General features: G+C 65.0%; 13 protein-coding genes and 2 pseudogenes. 9 read left to right on the top strand and 6 right to left on the bottom strand.

Annotation, left to right across the window (positions count from 1 at the left end; genetic code table 11):
• The first annotated feature begins 279 nt into the window (after window positions 1–279).
• The 6 genes and pseudogenes from ETD96_RS22095 to ETD96_RS22070 all read left to right on the top strand — a co-directional run.
• Entirely contained in the window at window positions 280–1,110 is an 831-nt protein-coding gene (locus tag ETD96_RS22095) for a helix-turn-helix domain-containing protein (RefSeq protein ID WP_240808008.1), read from the top strand.
• 34 nt (window positions 1,111–1,144) lie between these two features.
• Entirely contained in the window at window positions 1,145–1,345 is a 201-nt protein-coding gene (locus ETD96_RS22090; protein ID WP_138638376.1) for a DUF397 domain-containing protein, read from the top strand.
• Complete coding sequence (locus tag ETD96_RS22085; protein ID WP_138638375.1) at window positions 1,342–1,596, top strand: DUF397 domain-containing protein; 255 nt, start codon at window positions 1,342–1,344, stop codon at window positions 1,594–1,596. Before ETD96_RS22090 ends, ETD96_RS22085 begins: the two co-directional genes overlap by 4 nt.
• Before the next feature lie 49 nt (window positions 1,597–1,645).
• A complete protein-coding gene (locus ETD96_RS22080; RefSeq protein ID WP_138638374.1) occupies window positions 1,646–1,849 on the top strand; it encodes a DUF397 domain-containing protein in 204 nt (67 codons plus the stop codon).
• Window positions 1,801–2,157: a DUF397 domain-containing protein gene (locus ETD96_RS47940; RefSeq protein ID WP_138638373.1), complete on the top strand. Its 357-nt coding sequence runs from the start codon at window positions 1,801–1,803 to the stop codon at window positions 2,155–2,157. The genes ETD96_RS22080 and ETD96_RS47940 overlap by 49 nt, the downstream gene beginning before the upstream one ends.
• Before the next feature lie 48 nt (window positions 2,158–2,205).
• Window positions 2,206–2,350, top strand: a pseudogene (locus ETD96_RS22070) (IS481 family transposase); the annotation flags it as partial.
• A gap of 127 nt (window positions 2,351–2,477) precedes the next feature.
• On the opposite strand, the pseudogene ETD96_RS48175 reads toward ETD96_RS22070, so the two are convergent.
• A pseudogene (locus ETD96_RS48175) lies at window positions 2,478–2,630 on the bottom strand (helix-turn-helix domain-containing protein); the annotation flags it as partial.
• Between the two features lie 195 nt (window positions 2,631–2,825).
• On the opposite strand from ETD96_RS48175, the gene ETD96_RS22060 reads away from it, so the two are divergent.
• Window positions 2,826–3,146, top strand: a complete 321-nt coding sequence (locus tag ETD96_RS22060; protein WP_138638372.1) for a hypothetical protein — start codon at window positions 2,826–2,828, stop codon at window positions 3,144–3,146.
• Window positions 3,147–3,245: 99 nt separating this feature from the next.
• On the opposite strand, the gene ETD96_RS22055 is transcribed toward ETD96_RS22060, so the two are convergent.
• From ETD96_RS22055 to ETD96_RS48170, 5 genes are all read right to left on the bottom strand, one after another.
• Window positions 3,246–3,521 (bottom strand): hypothetical protein, encoded by a 276-nt coding sequence (locus ETD96_RS22055; RefSeq protein ID WP_138638371.1) that lies wholly within the window; start codon window positions 3,519–3,521, stop codon window positions 3,246–3,248.
• A 95-nt stretch (window positions 3,522–3,616) separates the two neighbouring features.
• The gene (locus ETD96_RS47640) at window positions 3,617–10,735 is read right to left on the bottom strand and encodes a polymorphic toxin-type HINT domain-containing protein (protein WP_138638370.1); all 7,119 of its coding nucleotides are present in this window, start codon (window positions 10,733–10,735) and stop codon (window positions 3,617–3,619) included.
• A gap of 77 nt (window positions 10,736–10,812) precedes the next feature.
• Window positions 10,813–11,793: a hypothetical protein gene (locus ETD96_RS22045; RefSeq protein ID WP_171069170.1), complete on the bottom strand. Its 981-nt coding sequence runs from the start codon at window positions 11,791–11,793 to the stop codon at window positions 10,813–10,815.
• Between the two features lie 178 nt (window positions 11,794–11,971).
• Window positions 11,972–15,886 carry an RICIN domain-containing protein gene (locus tag ETD96_RS22040; protein ID WP_171069169.1) on the bottom strand — a complete coding sequence of 1,305 codons (3,915 nt, stop codon included), beginning with the start codon at window positions 15,884–15,886 and terminating at the stop codon, window positions 11,972–11,974.
• A gap of 1,063 nt (window positions 15,887–16,949) precedes the next feature.
• Window positions 16,950–17,129: an SbtR family transcriptional regulator gene (locus ETD96_RS48170; RefSeq protein WP_356948804.1), complete on the bottom strand. Its 180-nt coding sequence runs from the start codon at window positions 17,127–17,129 to the stop codon at window positions 16,950–16,952.
• Between ETD96_RS48170 and ETD96_RS22035 the strand changes: the two genes are divergently transcribed.
• Window positions 17,128–17,631, top strand: coding sequence for an LLM class flavin-dependent oxidoreductase (locus ETD96_RS22035; protein ID WP_205719395.1), 504 nt, complete (start codon window positions 17,128–17,130; stop codon window positions 17,629–17,631). The two genes, ETD96_RS48170 and ETD96_RS22035, sit on opposite strands and share 2 nt — an antisense overlap.
• A gap of 112 nt (window positions 17,632–17,743) precedes the next feature.
• Entirely contained in the window at window positions 17,744–17,872 is a 129-nt protein-coding gene (locus ETD96_RS47635; RefSeq protein ID WP_274704634.1) for a hypothetical protein, read from the top strand.
• Window positions 17,873–18,109 lie beyond the last annotated feature (237 nt).

Genomic DNA, 18,109 nt, shown 5'->3' with positions numbered 1-18,109 from the left:
ACCCGGAACCGCTCCAGCGTCACCCCGTCCCGCCCCAGCCCGCCAGGCACCTCACGCTCCGGGGGCTTCGGTAGATTGCACACAGTCCGACTCCTTTCCAGTCGGGCGAGGCCCTGGGACGCGGTGAGCCACCACCGGCCCAGGGCCGTTCGGGTTTCGGCTGCACACACTCCGCAACCGATGGAACACTGTCCACGCACGAACAGAGCATCCGCAACATACAGATGCAAGATACTAATCACAAGGGGTATCGACTTGACTGCGCGGAGTGCACCCACCGTGAAGCGTCGCCGTCTGGCCGCTGAGCTGCGCCAACAGCGGGAGCGGCTCGGTCTCACCATCGAGGAGGTGGCTGAGAGGCTCGAATGGTCTACCGCCAAGGTCAGTCGGATCGAGAACGCCCGGGTCGGCGTCCTACCGCGCGACGTCAAGTACCTGCTCAACGTCTACGGCGTGGAGGGAGAGGCAAGAGACGTCCTCATGGCCCTGGCGCGCGAGGCACGCCAAAAGGGCTGGTGGCACAGCTACGGCGAAGCCATCCCGACATGGTTCGAGGTCTACGTAGGGCTTGAGTCCGACGCGGTGTCCATGGAGCGGTACGACGCCGAGCACGTCCCCGGCCTACTCCAGACCGCCGAGTACGCACATAGCGTCTTTACAGCGTTCCCAATCGAGGACGAGACCGAGATAGAGAAGCGCGTCGCGCTCCGTATGGCGCGCTCTGAGTACCTCACGGCAGACGGCGGCCCCAAGTTCTGGGCAGTCCTCAACGAGGCGGTCATCCGCCGACAGGTCGGCGGTGCCCAGACCATGCAGGACCAACTTCATCACTTGGGCGAGATGGCGAAGCTCCCCAACGTCACGCTTCAGGTCCTTCCGTTTGATGCTGGCGCACACCCGGCGATGAGCGGTTCGTTCACGCTACTGAGGTTCCCGGAGCCATCCGACCCGAAGGTGGTGTTCATGGAGACTCAAACGGGCAGCCTCTACTTGGAGAAGGCACACGAAATCAACCGATATACGCTGGCATTTGACCATCTGCGCGCGGCGGCCCTGCGTCCAAGCGACTCACTGGCGCTCATCGCTCGCGCGGCCGACACCATGACGTGAGCCCCACAACTACAGAAGCAAGGAGGGCGGAACCATGCAGACCTCCCGCGCCACTTGGCGCAAGAGCACCCGCAGCAACGGCGCCGGCGGCGACTGCGTAGAGGTAGCCGGACTCGCAGCAGAGATCGGAGTGCGGGACAGCAAGGCCCCCGACGCCGGACACCTCTTGTTCAACAAGCAGAACTGGACCGCGTTCGTAACCGATGTCCAAAGCGGCCGGTACGACCTCCCATGAACCCGGCCATCCCAACGCCCTCGAGCCACCAACAGAGACGCGGCAAGGACACCCCGAACTCGCCCCGTGCCGCATGGCGCAAAAGCTCCCGGAGTGGCCAGAACGGCAACTGCGCCGAGGTTGCCGTGCTCGCCGCGAAGGTCAGAGTACGGGACAGCAAGGCCCCGGACGCCGGGCACCTCTCGTTCAACCCGCAGACCTGGACCGTGTTCGTGTCCGACGTACGAAACGGCCGATACGACCTTCCATAAGCCTGGCCGCTTCCAAGCCGACCAGCCCACCCACGTCCGGAGACACGGCATGGACGCCACCGACCCCTCGCAGACGAGATGGCGAAAGAGCACCCGCAGCGGCCAGAACGGCGCCTGCGTCGAGATAACCCACATCGCCGGTGCGGTCGCCGTCCGCGACAGCAAGGCCCCAGACGCCGGACACATCACGCTGAGCCACCGAGCATGGGCCACCTTCATCAAGGGCGCACGAGCCGGACGCTACGACCACTAGGCAACCACCGAAGGCACATCAGGCACGCCAGCGACTTCCCACACACCACCTGGCGGAAGAGCCGACGCAGCAACGGCGCCGGCGGCAACTGCGTAGAGGTAGCCGGACTAGCCGCAGAGATCGGAGTACGAGACAGCAAGGGCCCCCGACGCCGGACACCTCTCCCGCAGCCCCCGGAACTGGACCGCATTCGTCTCCAACGTTCGAGACGGCCGGTACGACCTTCCGTAAACCCGTCCGCCTCCACGCCGACGGCGCCCCGCCCTCCGGAGACTACGTTGAGGTGGCCAACCTGGCAGCGGGGGTAACGGTATGCGACACCCCACCGTAACGCCCCGCTAACTAAGGCCGGACGCTTGCGCTTGGCCCGCTGCGTGGTCGATGACTGCTGGCCGCTGCGGCGGGCCGCCGAACGGTTCCAGCTCGGCCGGTACCGCCCGGCGATGGGCCACGCGGTACCGGGAGCTGGGCGAGGCCGAGATCGCCGACACGATGCCGCGGCTGATGACTTCGTCGGCCAGCTCCGGGCAGCTCCACCGCGACAGCGGCACCCCGGTCTCGGCCGGCAGCTGACAGGCCAGCGCCTTGACCTCGGCGATCTGCAGGGGCTGAGGCAGGGCGGTCGCCCGGACCGGGGCCGGTCGGCCAGTCCCGCCAAACCGTGGTCGCCATAGCGGCCGCGCCAGCACCGGACAGTGTCCACGCTGATGCCCAGGCGGCGGGAGATCGCGTTGTTGGACAGGCCGCATTCGGCTGCCAGCACGATCCGGGCACGGATCACCTGCTGGTGCGGGGCGGTGCGGGAGGACGCCAGCTTGGTGAGTCGACGCCGGTCGCCGGCGGTCACACTGATCTGACGGGCACACAGAACGGGCACGGGGACACTTTCCTGACAGGATCACGGCGAAAGTGTTGATCTTGCCGTGCTCGTCTGCGGCAGGCGCGCCGGACGCGCCGCAAGGGCAAGATGGTCGCCATGCCGCCCGCGATCCCCGCCTCGACCAAGACCTCCCTGACACAACGGCTGCGCCAGCACGCCCGCGAGCACTGGCCCCAGCTCAGCGACCTGCACATCCGCTACCACGGCCAGTTCGCCTATGTCGAAGGCGAACTCGGAGGCGGGGACCGGCTACCGCTCATCCGGCTCCGCTACGGCGGATCGGCCTCAATCTGGGGATTCGGCCTCTACCTGGCCAGCAGCGGCAAGTACGAGAACCAAATCCTGCCCACCGGCATGACCGCCGGCAGCCCTCAAGAAGCCCTCGACTGCGCCTGCGGCCTCTACCTCGGTTGCTGACCACACACCCCCGAGGAACTTACGGCGCAGACCACTTAGCGCCAGCGACATGGCCATCTGAGGCCTGGAACAGTTGCTCGTACCGCCGCAAGTTCCCTATCACCCAGCCACAGCAGCAGCTTTTGCGATCCCTTCACTCAATCGCATCAAGTTGTCCCGAAAGAATCCTACTCGAATATAGAAGTCCTCCTCTCGGCGGAATTGAATAAGCGTGGAAAGTAGCGCAGAATGGATGATGTGCAGCTCTTGAGAAGAAAGAGCCACAGGCGTTTCGGCGTCACCCTTCCCAACTTTTTCTCCAATCTCGCATAGATCCGACTTAGAGGCCCCCACTTGAACCTTTAGCGAGATAGCAGGTTGTACAATACTGGCCATGAGTTCGAGGCTCGACGTTATCGCGTCTCGTTGCTCATCACTTAGCAACAGCCCATAGTTGCCTCCACTTCGAAAGACAACACGAATCGATGACCTCACGACAGGACATACCTCCCGCTCGCCTCGAAGGTGTCTTCGTTGTAAACGTATCCGTGGATACGATACGCAGTTTGGACAATAAGTACCCCACGCTCGGAATCATATGCAACCCGTGCACCGGTCGTCGTATCAACGTGCGTCATATCTCGCGAAAGCCAATCCGCAAAGTATTCACCAAGCGCATCCGGATCGTGCCCAATCCTGGGGATATCGTGATCAACTGCAGTCGCAGAACCATCATGCATCCGCTGAACATTATGATCCACCCCTTCGGCAACTTTAGGGCCGTAGGCATTCTCGATTCGAGAGTACGCTTCATCATTCAGAGCCCCCCTCGCCATCTCTGGGCAGTTGTGCACGAGGACACGGGTGTCGCCAGCTTCCACATAGTACGTGTGGTCGATGGCAACGGTGAGGTTGTGGACGCGCTGGTGCTGGGTCCAGGTCTTGGTTGCGGTGAGTTGGACGTGGGTGCCGGCGCTGGTGCGGAGCCACGTGCCGGGCTTGAGTTTGCCTGCGTCGATCCACTTGCCTGCTGCGGGGACCCAGAAGGGGTGGTTGTCGGTGGCGACCAGTGTGCCGGTCTTGTCGCCGTGGTCACCGTCGGTGTCGACGGTGAGCCGAACAAGGTGCTTAGCTCCGGTGCGGCTGATGGTGGCGAGGACGGGTTGGGGTGCGGTCTTGCCGGTGGTCGGATCGGTGGCCAGGACCTTGTCGCCGACCTTGATCTTGTCGATCGGTTTCGTTGATCCGTCGGCCATCAGGACGGCGGTGCCGGGCATGAAACTGCTTGGTCGGAGGCACCCACCTCCGCTGCCTGAGGCAGGTGCGTCGTCTGCGGCTTTTGCCGGGTTCTTGGCGGCCGCCGGTGCTTTCTTTGCTGCGCTGCCGCCGCGACCTGGTGAGCCGCCCTTGGCTCTACCTGCGAGCTTTTGGATGATCTTGGGAGCTACTCTCTTGAGTAGCGGAGCCGCGACCTTGGCAACTTTCGCACCAGTTACAGTTAGGCCGACCTCTATTACTGCGCCGGTAAGGCTGGCCTTGAAGCCACCCAAAAGAGTTTGTTGGTCAGCGGGTGTGTTCTGGTGGTAGCTGACTGCTCCGTAGACCCATCCGGCGACGGCGGCGCAGCCTACGGTTCCGGTGCCACTGGTTGCAGCTAGGCATATGCCGCCAGCTGCGAGTCCGGCGATGGTGGCCTGGTGTTTCTTCAGGAAGCCGCCGACCTTGCCGACCTTGCAGCTCCAGCCGCAGTGTTTCTTGACCGGTACCGACTTTGCTCCCACGCTGCCGTTGCAGCCGACCCAGCAACCACCGCCCGAGGGGATGGACGGCACGACGTAGATCGTCCCGCCTCCCCCATACCTGAAGTTGTTGCGGTGCTGGTTGTTGATGTCTTCGCGTTCGGTCCTATTGGAGTTGGGCAGGGTGCCGTGTGCCCCGCCGTCGAGGAGCATGCCGGTGGGGTCGGAGTGGTCGATGGGGTTGTTGCCAGCGTAGGAGTAGCCGTTGGCGGTGAGAGGGTCACCGCCGCCGGTGATCGGGTCGGCGCTGAGGAAACGGCCGGTGCCGGGGTCGTATTCTCGGGCGCCGAGGTGGGTCAGGCCGGTGGCGTTGTCTTTGGTGCCGCCGACGTAGCCCTTGTCCATGAGGGCGGGCCAGGTGCCCATGGGACTGCCGCGTTCGGCGCCGAAGGGCGCGAACCGGCGGACGCTCCAGGTGTTCTGGTCGACGGCGTTGACGGTGGTGTCGGCGCTGCCCTGATAGTCGGGGATGAGGAACTGGATGGTGGAGCTGGAGGTGCCGGTGCGGTAGGCGATGGTCTGGCCGGCGTGGCTGTAGTAGCGGGTCGCGGTGACGGTTCCGCTGGTGGAGACCTTTACCTCTTGGCTGGCCAGGTACAGGGTCGAACCGTTGGTGTCTTTGCGGATGAGACGGTTACCAGCGGCGTCATAGATGAAGCTGGCCAGTTCCTTGCCGGAGTCGTCGGTGACCTTGGACAGGTTGCCTTCGGCATCCCAGACGAGTTTCTGGCCGGGGCGGGTGAGGGTGTTGCCGACCTGGTCGTAGGTGTACAGATCGGTGGTGCTGGTGGTGCCGTCGGTTTCGGTGAGCGACTTCAGCGCGTGTGGGCTGGTGAAGCCGCTGTCGCCGAGAGGGGCGGGATAGGTGTATGTGCGGGTCTTGTCGGCGGTGGGGCCGCCGGCGAAGGAGTGCTGGATCTCCTTGGTGCGGTTGCCGACCTTGTCGCCGTGGTTGCCGTTGGGGTCGTACTCGTAGCTGGTCCAGTAGGGAGCGGGGCCGCCGATGGTGGTGGCGGTCGGGACGGCGGTGCAGTCGGTGTTGGTGGTGGACCAGGCTTCGGTCAACCGCTGGGCGTAGTCGTAGGTGAAGCACTGCCGATCAGCGGATTTGCCTGCGGCGTTGGTCAGGATCGACCTGATGGAACCGGCGTCCGTGTAGTCGTACTTCGTTTCCAGATCGAAGGTGGCAGTCGAGGCCTGGCGTTTGACGGTGGAACGGGTCAGGCGGTTGGTGGCCGGGTCCCGATCAAAGGTCTGCCAGAGGAATTTGTCATCTTCCGCCGCCATCGCCAGTTGAGTGATGTCGCCGTGCCCGTTGTAGACGGTGCCGCCGACGTAGGCGGCCAGGCCGTGCGTCCATTCGGGCAGGCCGTCGTCGTTGTATTCGGTGGTGACGTTCTCAGCGGGGAGTCCCGTGCTCCCGCCGACCGCCGGGTAGGAGGTGGTAAGCGGGGAGCCGTTGAAGTTGTAGGACTGTGTGGTGGTGTAGGTCCCGGCCAGCGCTCCCTGGGAGGCGGGGATCGTGACGGTTGTTCCCTTGGCGTTGTAGAGCCCGTCGTAGCCGGTGATGGCGGTGGTGTACTTGTCGGTGCCGATGTGGCGGGTGGAGGTGGCGGGCAGGCCCTTTGCGTACGGGACGGTGTCGTAGGTCATGGAGGTCAGCGGCGTGGTGCCGTTCTTGACCTCCAGGGGGCGGCCGAGCTTGTCGTAGCTGTAGCTCAGGGTGGTGGCGCGGGCGTCGGTACTGGTGGCGACCTGGTCGAAGTGGTCGTAGGTGACGGTCGAGGTGCCCTTGTCGGGGGTGGTGCTGGTGACCGGGCGGCCCTGGACGTCGTAGGTGGTCTTCCAGAGGTTGCCGGCGGCGTCGCGGGCTTCGGCCGGGCGTCCGGCGCCGTCGTAGGCGACGGTGGTTGCCAGATAGGCGCCGGACAGGTTGGTGGTCTTGTACTGGCGGGTTTCGACCGTGCGGCCGAGGGCGTCGGTCACGGTCGCCGAAGGCATCGCTCCCGAGGGGGGGATGACCGTGGTTCGCTCACCGTCGTACTGGTTGGTAGTGGTCCACTTCTGGGTGGAGTAGCTGTAGAGCGTGGTGGTGAGGATCCGCTCGGCGCCGTCGTAGGTGCTGAGGGTCTGGCTGGGGATCTGGTTGTCGTCGGCGGTCGTCAGCACACCGGACGGGTCACCGGTGAGCACGTAGGCGGCGTTGGTCTTGAAGACCAGACCGCGGCTGTCGTACTTGGTGTCCGTGACGATCCGGCCGCCGCCGACCGCCTCGTTCTGTGACTGGCGGGCCCGTAGCAGGCCGTCGAGCAGGTCGACGGAGGTCTCGTAGGTGACCGGGCTGGTGTTGGTGAGGGTCTTGGTGGTGACCGAGACCGGGTTGCCGTCGGTGGGGAAGGTGTAGGTGTAGATGGTGGAGGGCCGGTCAGGGTTCTTCGCGCGGGTGTTGTTGGGCAGCCACGCGCGCACCAGGCGGCCTAGCCCGTCGTACTCACCTTCTCCGGCGCGGCCGTTGGTGTCGGTGACTTTGGTGGGGGTGCCGCGGGCGGGGTTGTACTCGGTGGTGGTGGTGAATCCGGCCGGTGCGGCGCCGCCGACGCTGACCGGCGGGGTGGTGAGGGTGCTGGATTTCAGCCAGCCCTCGGGGGCGTTGGTGTAGGTGGATTTGGTGGTGCGGTCGTCGTCGGGGGTGGCGGGGTCGCCGACGTCGGTGGTCTCCAGGACGCGGCCGTAACCGTCATAGGTGGTGGTGACGGCTGTGGTCATGGTGGAGCGGCCGCCCGAGACGCCGGTGGCCTTCTCGGTGCGGGTGGCATTGCCGACGGTCGGGTAGGCGCCGTATGCCGTGCCGTCATACATGATCTTCGTGTCGGAGATCATGTCGGCGGGGACCAAGTTCGGTTCGTGACTGGCGTCGTTGTCGCAATCGACCGCTACCGAAAGGTTGCGGATCGGCTGGGACCGGATCGCGCCGGCGGGCGCCGTGCCGCTGGGAAAGACGGTACGGGTGCAGGTGTCGTCGGCGGCGGTGGTGACGTCGCCTTCGTTGTCGACGGCGACGGTGCGGCCCAGCGAGTCGTAGTCGAAAGTGGTCTCGGTGTTGAAGTCGGTGCCGTCGGCCTTGCGCGATCGGCCCTTGGTCCACTGCGGTTGGACGCGTCCGCCGTCAACGGTGATGTCGTCGTCGGAGTTGGTGTCGTGGAAGGTACGGCTAATGGTCTTGGTCCACTTGGGCCGCGACACGCTCGCGGAGACTTCGGCGGCGTCGGTGAAAGCGCCGTTGAAGCTACGGGTCTCCAGGACAGCACCAGCGAGCGGATCGAGGTCGCTGATCCCGCCGAGCAGGTTCTTGGAGTCGGTGACGGTCACGCTCTGGCGCGGGTTGCCTTTGCCCTGGTAGTTGCCGTCCATGCCGCGGGCATAGGTGGTCTCGGTGCGCGACTGCTGTTCACCGTTCTGACCGTCGCCGGTAACGGTGCGGACTTTGGCATAGCCGCGCCACTGGGACCAGGTGCGCCATTTGTCCTTGGTCATCCCGTCGTCCTCGGCGTACCGCCATGCGGCGTCGCCGAGGTAGGTGTAGCGCGTGATTTGAGACCTGGACTGGCCGGTGTTGTCGGCCTCGATGATGTAGCTGGCGACGTACTTGTGGTACCAGTCGTTGACCAGCGTGCCGTCGGGCTGTTCCCACTTCACCGGGAAGCAGCGTTTGGTGTTGCTCTTTGGATCGGGCATGCCGCCGGCCGAATAAACGCACTCTCCGACCGGTGTGGGGCTGGCGTAGGGATCGGAGTAGCCGACGCTTGTGGTTCCACCAGTGCCGTTGTCGATCCCGACCAGGCGGGGCCGGTCGTACCCGGGCAGAGCGTCCACTCCGGTGCCGGACCGTCCAGTGATCACCCGGTTGGTCATGAGCTGGCCGAACAGGGTGATGCGCGGAGCCTGGGTGTCGATGCCGTCGTGGCCGGTCTGGTCGATGGTGTGCAGCCAGAGCGCGCCGTTCTGGTAGGTCTGGCCAAGGTCCCAGCTGTCGACGATCTTGTAACCGGGGTCCTCGGTGGCGACCGTCCCGTCTTTGCGAAGCTTGGTGGTGATCTTGGTCAGGCGCTTGCGGTTGAAGAACGTCGGCGAGGTCTTGCCGTAGCCGCAGGTTTCACCGCTGTCGCAGATCCGGTCGTCGGGCAGGTCCGTACGTGACGCAACGGAGAAGCGGACGCGGGCGGTGGCCGGAGTGGCGTAGGTGGAGCCCTTGCGCTGGCCGTAGTCGATGCGGCTCAGGTAGCCGCCGGAGTCGTAACGGGTCCCACCGGTGGTTTGCTGATAGCGGGTGTAGTAATTGGTCTCTTTCTCGTAGAAATAGGTGATGGTGCTGTTGTGCGGATCGACGACGTGGTCGAGATTCCACCGCCACGCCTGCTGGCACCAGGCGTCCTTGAATGTGCTGTCGTAACAGGGTTCACCACTGCTGTCGCCGAAGACCGGGACCGTCCAGGTCGAGTCGGTCTCCTTCTCCCCGCTCTCCCAGTCGTCGGGACGGTTGATGCCGAAGTAGTACTCGACGCCGTCCAGGTCAGTCAGCTTCCAGTACTCACCGTTGTCGTCGCCGTTTGTGGCACCTGTCAGCCGTTCGATGGTGGAGCCGTCGTCGTTGCGTGGACGCCAGGTCTGGGCAGCGCTGTCATACAAAAGCTCGGTGGAGCGTCCGTTCAGTGACAGCACCGCGTTGTGACGGCCCCAGCACAGGTCGCCGGAGGCGTGGCCTGCATCTATGCACGGCTTGTACTTGCGTTCGATGAAGCCAGGCCAGTAGTCGAAGCCATCGCCGATCCAGGAGGCCTGGGAGTTGTCGGCGGCGGTCTTGCCGTCCACCGCCCCGGAGCTGTAGGCGACGGTGACCTCGGGCATCAGCTCGCCGGGAACCGGCGGCAGCCGCATCGGATAGCTCCAGGAGAACTCTCCGGTGTTGCTGCCCGCGTTCCAGTTGGACGCCGGGGACAGACTGGTGGCGCCCCAGTCACCGGTCGGGCCGGACGGGCCCGCCTCGGCGGCCAACACCGTCGCCTGCTCGGCCGCGGCGGTGCCGGTCTGCGCGGAGCCGTCGGTCACGGTGACCTCGGCAGACAGTGTCGCGGTCTTGGTGTCGTTGACCGTGGGCAGGACGGTGCGCTGGCGGCAGTGCGCCTGTTCGGGGGTACTCAACGCGCACGCCGGTAGTTTCACCAGGCGCAGCCGGGACGCCCAGTCACCACCGTGGGCGTTCTTGAACTGCGCGTAGGAGAGCCCGACTCTGACAGTTCCCGCCTGCGGGGCGGATACCGCCATGACTGCCTCAGTACGTGTGGCCTTGGCGGTCTTGCGATCGGCCATCCTCACCTGCACGCGCGGCGGCACCGCCGAGGAGGCCGTTCGCTCGCCCTTGCGAGCGGTGGGTGCGCCCGCCCAGACCGGCAGCTTGCCGGCCCGCGCCCATCCGCCAGATGCCTGACCGTCCTTGCTCTTGCCAGTGCCCAGCGTCGACAGATCCGCAGTCCCCTGTCCCGGCTCAGGCCAGACCGGGGCGGCGGGCTTGGACGTGATCGGCGTGCCAGCCGTGCCAGGAAGCTTGCTCGCCCGGGCTTTGACGGCCTTGCCCTTGATACGAGGAGTCTTCTGGGTGGCCGGACGGCGGGCGGCGCCGTCCTCGGAAAGGCTGGGCCGCACCGCTGCAGCCGCCTCGCCCGCCACTCCGGCCACCAAAGCGAGGGCGAGTACGACCGCCACGGCGGCGATCAGCCCATGCGCCCGGCCCAGCGCACGCAACACACCTTTCACGGACGCCTCATTCCTATCGAAGGCACCTCGGCTGCCACGGCGCTTACCTGCCGGGCGGTTGAACGGTCTCTAGTCGTTCAGCGGACGTCGACGTAGTCGGTGGCCTGTGCGGGGAAGTCGGTCTTGCTCGTGTCGGGCGAGGCGTACGGGCTGAGGTAGTAGGCCATCCAGGTGGCGTCGGCGGGGGTCTTGCACTTCATCCGGAACCAGCCGGCCGAGTCGGTCGCGGCGCCGCCGTTGGTGCAGGACGGCGTCCGCCAGGTCTTCTGCCCCTTGAGCCGGTACTTCGCGCCGACCCATTTGCCCTTGATCGGCTGCCAGCCGCTGGAGGACGACCACCGCATCAACCGGCCCTTGAGCGTCAGATACTGGCCCTTGCGCGCCGGCTCGGGGGAAGCGTTGAAACCGGCGAACCCGGTCTTGTGGTACACCCGGAACGGGTAACCCGAGTCGACCTTGGTGTAGGTGGCGTCCCCGGCGAAACCGGTACGCAGCCACCCGGTCGTCCACGCGGTCGCCGTGATCTTCACCCGCCCCCTGGTATCGGTGACACCCGAACCGACCTGCTTCCATCCCGTCTTCGGATAGCCGGACGTCCCCTTGGGCGCCCACCACAGCGTCACCTTCCGCCCAGGTAGCGCCTCGCCGCGCACCGCCTTCAGCGTCCGGCGGACCTCGAAGGTCTTGCCGCGCAGCGGATAGACCGGGTTGGTCTCCCGGTCGCCCAGCGCGTGGTCGATGTACAGCCGGCTGATCCAGCCGAGGACCCGAGCCGAGGTGTCGGCGACCTGGCCGTAGCCGGCCACCCGGGCGATGATGTTGCCCGGTCCCGGATAGAACGTCGCACGAAACCGGCCCCCGGCCTGCACCGGCGCCGTCGCCTGGAGTTCTCCGTCCGGACTGTCGAAATGCACCACCAGACCGGCTGGCGCCGCGACCCAACCGGCGCCACGGTCTTGCTGCACCTGACCGGTCACTGTGACATCGGCATCCCAGTTCTGCACCGCCACCGGATCGACCACGATCCGCTGCGGAATCGTCGCCTCCGCCGCCTGCACCGGAGAGGCGACCAGTGTCACCGCCAGCATCCCGCCGACAACCGCGGCCGGCACTGAAGTCCTCATCTTCGAACTCAATTCCTTCACTTTCACCGGGCAGTCAGCTTTTCGGCACTTTCTTGGGGCGCACTGACAGCAGGCGATCTCTGACTGCAGGAGCGTGGTCGCTCTGACCTCGTCACGAGAAATCCAACTTCCATATTTGACGCGCGGGAATCGGCTCCACCGGATTGGCCTGTACCACCCGCGCGTCCGCTGCCGCGCCTTCGTCACGAGCCTCGGCGACAAGGCCACTATGCTTAGCGATAAGCCGGTAACCAAGGCTGCCGTCATCTGCGACACCAACGACCTTCCACATTTGATGCTCCGCACCCGGCTGACAGGTGCCCTGCTGGACTGCGGCATCGACCTGGTCTTGCGCGTCGGCCACCTCAAGGCACCGGACCGTCGACGCATCACCGCTCATCGTATTGACGTTGGTCAGCATGTAGTAGCCATCACCATAATCGGAGAAGTGCCATTTCTGCCAAGGCTCATTATTACACTCCCACGGCATCACCGCGGCCCCATCAGCAGTGGAGCCCCCTGCGACCTCCATGCACTTCTGCTGGTTTGTTTGCTCATTCTTGACCAGCAGCGGATAGGTTATTCCGTCGAGCTGATGTCGCTTCAACGCAGTGATGTTCCACAACTGCTCATCGGCTATCGGGTCCGTGCATGACCACTGCGAAACGTTCGCCCCCGGGGCCGGAGAGGCTCCGTCAACGGCCAGGCACTTGTCGCTTCGCCGAGACTTCAACCAGTACCCGCCAGCTTTCTTCTCCGGTTTCCACTGCTGGCCCGTGCTGCCGTTGCACTCGTACTGCCAGACGTTGCGCCCGTCGGCGGTGCCGGAACCGTCCGTGCCGTCCGCATCCAGGCACTGGCCGCTACGGGGCCTGGTCAGCGTGTAGTAGCCGTCCCCGACATCGGTGAACTGCCAGTCCTGCGCGGGCTGCGCATTGCAGTTCCACTGCTGCACATTCGTGCCGTTCTCCATTCCGGCGCCCGCGACGTCCAAGCAGTGGCCGGAGTTGACGTTCACGAGGCGCAGCGTCTTCCCAGCGAACTCGTGGTTCTGGACCGACTCTGCGTAGATCACATTCAAGACCGTCTCATCTGGATGCGCCAGCGGCCACAGTTGGGAGTCGTCGACCCAGCCGTTCCAGAATGCGCTCTTGCCGGCTGCGTTCGGCGTCGCACCGACCAGCAGGGCGCCTGAGCCGGGCACCGGCGTCCAGGTAGTGGAGGTGGTCTTCACCTCCGGGGCCATCACCCGTGCGGTCGAGCAGTTCCACGGTTCATCGGGGTCGCACACCTCCTTCTCTCCCTCCGCCTGAGTACGCATCCACAGTTCTTGCTTGACCGGGTCATAGCCGCCCATCAGCGAAACCCAGTGAGCGCTCCACGGCTGCCCGTCCCCCGCCTGGGTCATGTCTCGCGTGACAGCCGTCAGGACGGTGCCGTCGGCCGCACGATGCCGGAACGTCCATTTGCCGCCAAGCCATCCGAGTTCGAAGACCGTCCCGTCAGCAGCGGCCTGGCTGACAGCGACCTGGTCGCCCTGGACAGACGCGAGTTTCAGCCATGTCGAGAACATGAACCGCTGGCTGGTATCCACCAGCGTGACCGGGTTGCCTTCCAGATCGGTCCATGGCTTCACTTCACCGAACTGCGTCGTGCCGTTAAGGCGCACAGCACGGTCAGTGGGCGAACCGGCACCGAGGTTCCCCGCCTCCCCGAAGACCGGGCTGCCGCTGAAGACCAGATCGGCGTTCGGGTTGACCGCTCCGCTCGGCCCGACGGCATGGGCAGTGTCACCGCTGGGCTCATCCATCGACCAGGCCGCGTCCCGCGGCGGCTGCGTTACGCCGAACTCGTACTTCTTCGTCGGGCTGTAGTTTCCGGCCCGGTCGTAGGCCGTCACTTCAACCCATTGCGGCCCGAACCGCTTCGGTATCCACGAAATGTTCGCCGATTCGCCCGCAGCAACCGTTTTCGTCCCCGCGGTCCCGTCGGTGAATTTGTAGTCGAACTTCACTACATCGCCGGAACCGCCGGGCGCGAAGGTGAAGTTGCCGGGGACATACTTGCGTGCGGCCGCGTCATAGCCCGATGTCGCACCGGCCGGGTATTCGGGTGATGACACTTCGGGTGCATTTGGTCTGCGAGCGTCCACCGTGTACTCACACCATGCCGACCAAGGCCCGTACAAGTTCGTGTCATCCATCCCGCGCACGCGCCACATCCAGCTCGTGCCGCCGTCAGCGGTCGCCGGGAAGTCATCACCCTTGACGGTGGTCAGCGACGTGTGCAGGTAGCCGTCGGCGCCCGCGTGCTGGAACGCACCGCCCGAAGGCACGTACCGCTTCCAACTCTCTGCGGGCTTCCCTAGGGGCGCCAACTCGTACTCGGCCGCCAGCAGTTGTCCCTGGGCGCCACCCTCGTTGTCACCGTCATAGTCAGTGATCATCGCGTTGGCGGTCCGGTCTCTGGAGACGCCCATCCACGGGCGGCCGCTACCGCGCACGCACGCATACTTGGCCGTCCCACCATTCCTCATGTGGACGTCCTTGGCCGGCATCGGGTACCGGGAAAACTTCACAACCATCCTGGGATCGACATCCATCACCTTCCAGGTATGGGTGTCGTTGTAATCCGCGTCCGGAAACAGCCCGAGCGTGAAAATATCCCACTTGTGGTCAGTCGCCCACTGGAGAAGACGAGGCAGGTTACCCCCGCTGAACTTTACGTCGTTGGACGTTCCTGCGTCACCGCAGTCCGGGCGTCCCACCTTTACTGCTGCGGCTTGAAGGAAGCTGCTACTCCAGCCCGATCCCTCAGGGATGAAGGCCCCCGGACGCTCGTCCCACGTCATACCTGAACTGATGTGCGTGGTGTTGTACAGCCGCACATCGCGAGAGACACAGGACCATGCATGGAGGGTGTCAAAGGTGATGTCAACCGAGTTAACCTTCACCTGGACGTTTCCAGACCACTGGTGCAGCGCCGATGCGTCCATCCGGATGTAGGACCGCTTGTCGGTGCCGTCCTCGATCTCGCGGCCAGTCGGCAAGCGGTCCGGCTTCCAGTAGGCCGAGTTCGGCCACGTGCGATCGACATACGCCCAGCCCGCCTCCTGACTGCCGTATCCATCACCGTTGTCTTCACGGCCCGCGTTCCACGTCTGCCAAGACGGGTCGAGAACGATGGGGAACTTGGTCTCTGGGCCGGTCAGCAGTCCGGGATCAGGGGTCAAGGTGAGAACACCACCCCCCACCTCAACCGACATCGGAGCCGTACTGGCCTTAGGGGCCGGCCCGGCCGCAATCTCCTCCGTGCTCGTGGGCGCCGCGGGGGCCTCGGCCGGAGCTGTCTGCCCCTCCCACATCAGCGGTTCCGGCGCACTGAAGAGCTCGTTGCCGGCTTCGTCCACAGCCGCCAGGCGACTACCGGAAAGCTCCTTCAGTTGCAGCCCAGAAGTACGCACTCCGAACTCGATCTTCGCCAATGCGGGATCAGCCGCCGCCTCCGGCGTCTTCACCACCACGTAGTGGGACCACCCGGTCGGTGTCGACCGCACCACCAGGTCCACGCCAACACCGCCACCGTCAACGAAAGTGGCGCTCGGGCCATCCAACTGAGGAACTGGCAGCACAGCCCCTGGCCAAGTCAGTGTCAGGCTCTTGCCGTCCTTGGTCATCGTGGCCAGCACATCATCGCCGCCGGCGCCGAAGGTCACACCGTTGACCGACATCCGTGACGCGTACTTGCCATCAGCCGTCCGCTCCAGCGTCAGGTCAGCCTCATGGAACACACCATCCCGCTCCACCCGGACTGGGACCGGCGCCGTCTCCAGCGAGAACTGACCGTCGGGCAACGCGGTCAACTTCTTGGTTTCCGACGTCCGGCCCGCGACTTCGACCGGACTTCCCGTCTCCTTGGCCTTCGCCACCGCAGCGTCCAGGGTCGTCGACTCGGACGGACTCGTCTCAGCCGCATTCACCGAGGTCACGGGCGTTGACAGCAATGATGCGACCAGCACCAATGGCATCAATCCGGCAAGCCATCGGGTGCGTCGACACATTCTGTCAACAACTGATGACCGGAAGAACGAACCCCGAGCAGCACGGACATGCACGATGACCTCGCAGGATAAAGCCCGAGTAAAGCCCGCTAAACATAAGCTGAAGATCAGCAGACTTGGAAGAAGATCGACTGAGGCAAGTTTGTGACCTATGTCACACTCGCGCTTGTCAACCAATTCTCTACTTCAAGCGTCAAGCGGCCGATGTCATCAGCCTTTGACATTCGGAAGGGCTACCGCCGGTAAGACGACTGCATCAGCGCATTGCCAGGCACAGTTCACTGCTAACCTGACGACCCGTTCTTCCATGACCTCACAAGGTGACAACATGACCAATCGGACCGATCGCCGAACTGCCGGCTACCGAATGCTCCGCGACTGGATCGCAGCCTTCGCAGCTGCCTTCCTAGCCGCGTTGGCGGCTCGTATCGTGTTGGGCGGAGAGACAGGCTCGATCGGTAACGTAATGGTTTTCTCAGCGCTGCTCGCTACTGTCCTGGTCGGCGTCCGTATCTTCCAGCACCGATATAGGCACTGAGGACTGACCGTACGCCGAACTTGCGAGAATTTTGTCCGCACAGGTCAACGACGGATCGTCAGAGGCAGCAGTTGGGGCGGCGAGAATGAGACGCTTCGATAGGTCCTCTGCCAGGAGCACGCACAAGGCGTCATCGCAAACGACTTGTCCTCTGATACCAGTACGCGATGAGGTTTCCGAGCAATCGTACGGTCCAGCAGGTCAACCATGATCCGGGCCTTGTTGCGACATTGGCCAGGGAAGTCTTCCGACTGCGACTCCGACTTGTTCTTGCCCTCGTAAGGGGTGATGACGGCCGAAGCCGCGGCTCCTAACTTAGCAACGATGGCCTACAGAGCCCACGAGGTGATGTTGTGGTGGCCGGGTCTGCGCCAGAGCCTTATCGCCGACCCGATCTTCGACGGTTTGATCACGAAGGACTGATGGCCTCCTTCGGTTTTGCGTGTGGCGATCATGCTGGTCGTGGGTGGCGTCGCTTTTGCCGGGGGCCGCTTATGCAGGCGGGGAGTATGGAGGGCCGGTGTGGACCAGGGCGAGGAGGCGGTCGAGAAGGCAAGGGTCTGCGGAGCTTTGCTCGCTGGCCCAGGCGATGGCGTTGGCGAGCTTGAGCAGATCGGCGATGTCGAGTTCCGCGGGTGCGTTGCCCTCGTGCTGGGCGCGGGTGAGGAGCATGCCCCCGGTGGTCAGGATCGCTTCGCGTGTCCGGCAGGTGGGGAGTGCTGCCGAGCACGGGTTGACCGGTGTGTGGGCGGCGCAGGCCTTCGGCTGGGACGCCCTGACCGCCCTGACCCTGGCCGGCACCGCAGCGCCCGGGATCGAGTTGGGGACGGCGGTGGTGCCCGCCGCGCAACGCCACCCCCTTGTCCTTGCCGGTCAAGCCCTGAGCGTCCAGGCGGCGACCGGCAACCGGCTCACCCTGGGCCTCGGGGCGGGCATCTCGATGATGGTCACTGGCATGTACGGTCTTCCGGCCGATCGTCCTGCCGCGAGGATGCGTGAGTACCTGTCGGTCCTGCGCCCCCTCCTGCGCGGGGAGGCGGTCTCTCATCAGAGTGAGACGCTCACGTCCGTGGGTCAGGTGAGCGTTCCGGGGACGACGCCGCCGCCGATATTGCTGGCCGCCCTGGCCCCGCGATGCTGCGCTTGGCCGGCGAACTCGCCGACGGCACCGTGACCTGGATGACCGGCCCTCGAACCCTGGCCGACCACATCGTTCCCTCGATAACCAGGGCCGCCCAGGCCGCGGGGGCCCCGCTCCGCGGGTGGTCGCCGGGCTGCTGGTCAGCGTGACCTCCGACGCAGCCGGCGTCCGTGACCGGGTCGCCGAACAGTTCGGCCTGGCCGGGCACGTCCCCGAATATCGGGCAGTGCTGGACCGCGAGCAGGGCGCGTCCAGGTCCGCCCACAACATCTGATCGATCACCGGCTTGAACGGAAGCACCGTCCAACGATGCACCCCGTACTTGCGCCGCACCTCACGGGTCGGTGGGGCCACGGCTCGTTCTTGGAATCAGGCTGTTCCAGGTGGAGCGCCCCGGGTTGGGTGGAGGCCCTGAAACCTGGAAGGGTGAGGGGCTATGGCACCCCCGAGAAAGTACTCCGTTGAGCTGCGTGAACGCGCGGTCCGTATGGTCTTTGAGCTGCGCGAGCAG

Origin of the sequence: Actinomadura geliboluensis (assembly GCF_005889745.1) — a bacterium.
GTDB classification, from domain to species: domain Bacteria; phylum Actinomycetota; class Actinomycetes; order Streptosporangiales; family Streptosporangiaceae; genus Spirillospora; species Spirillospora geliboluensis.
Note: the sequence above shows the minus strand (reverse complement) of the source record. Positions and strands in the feature narration are given on the sequence as shown.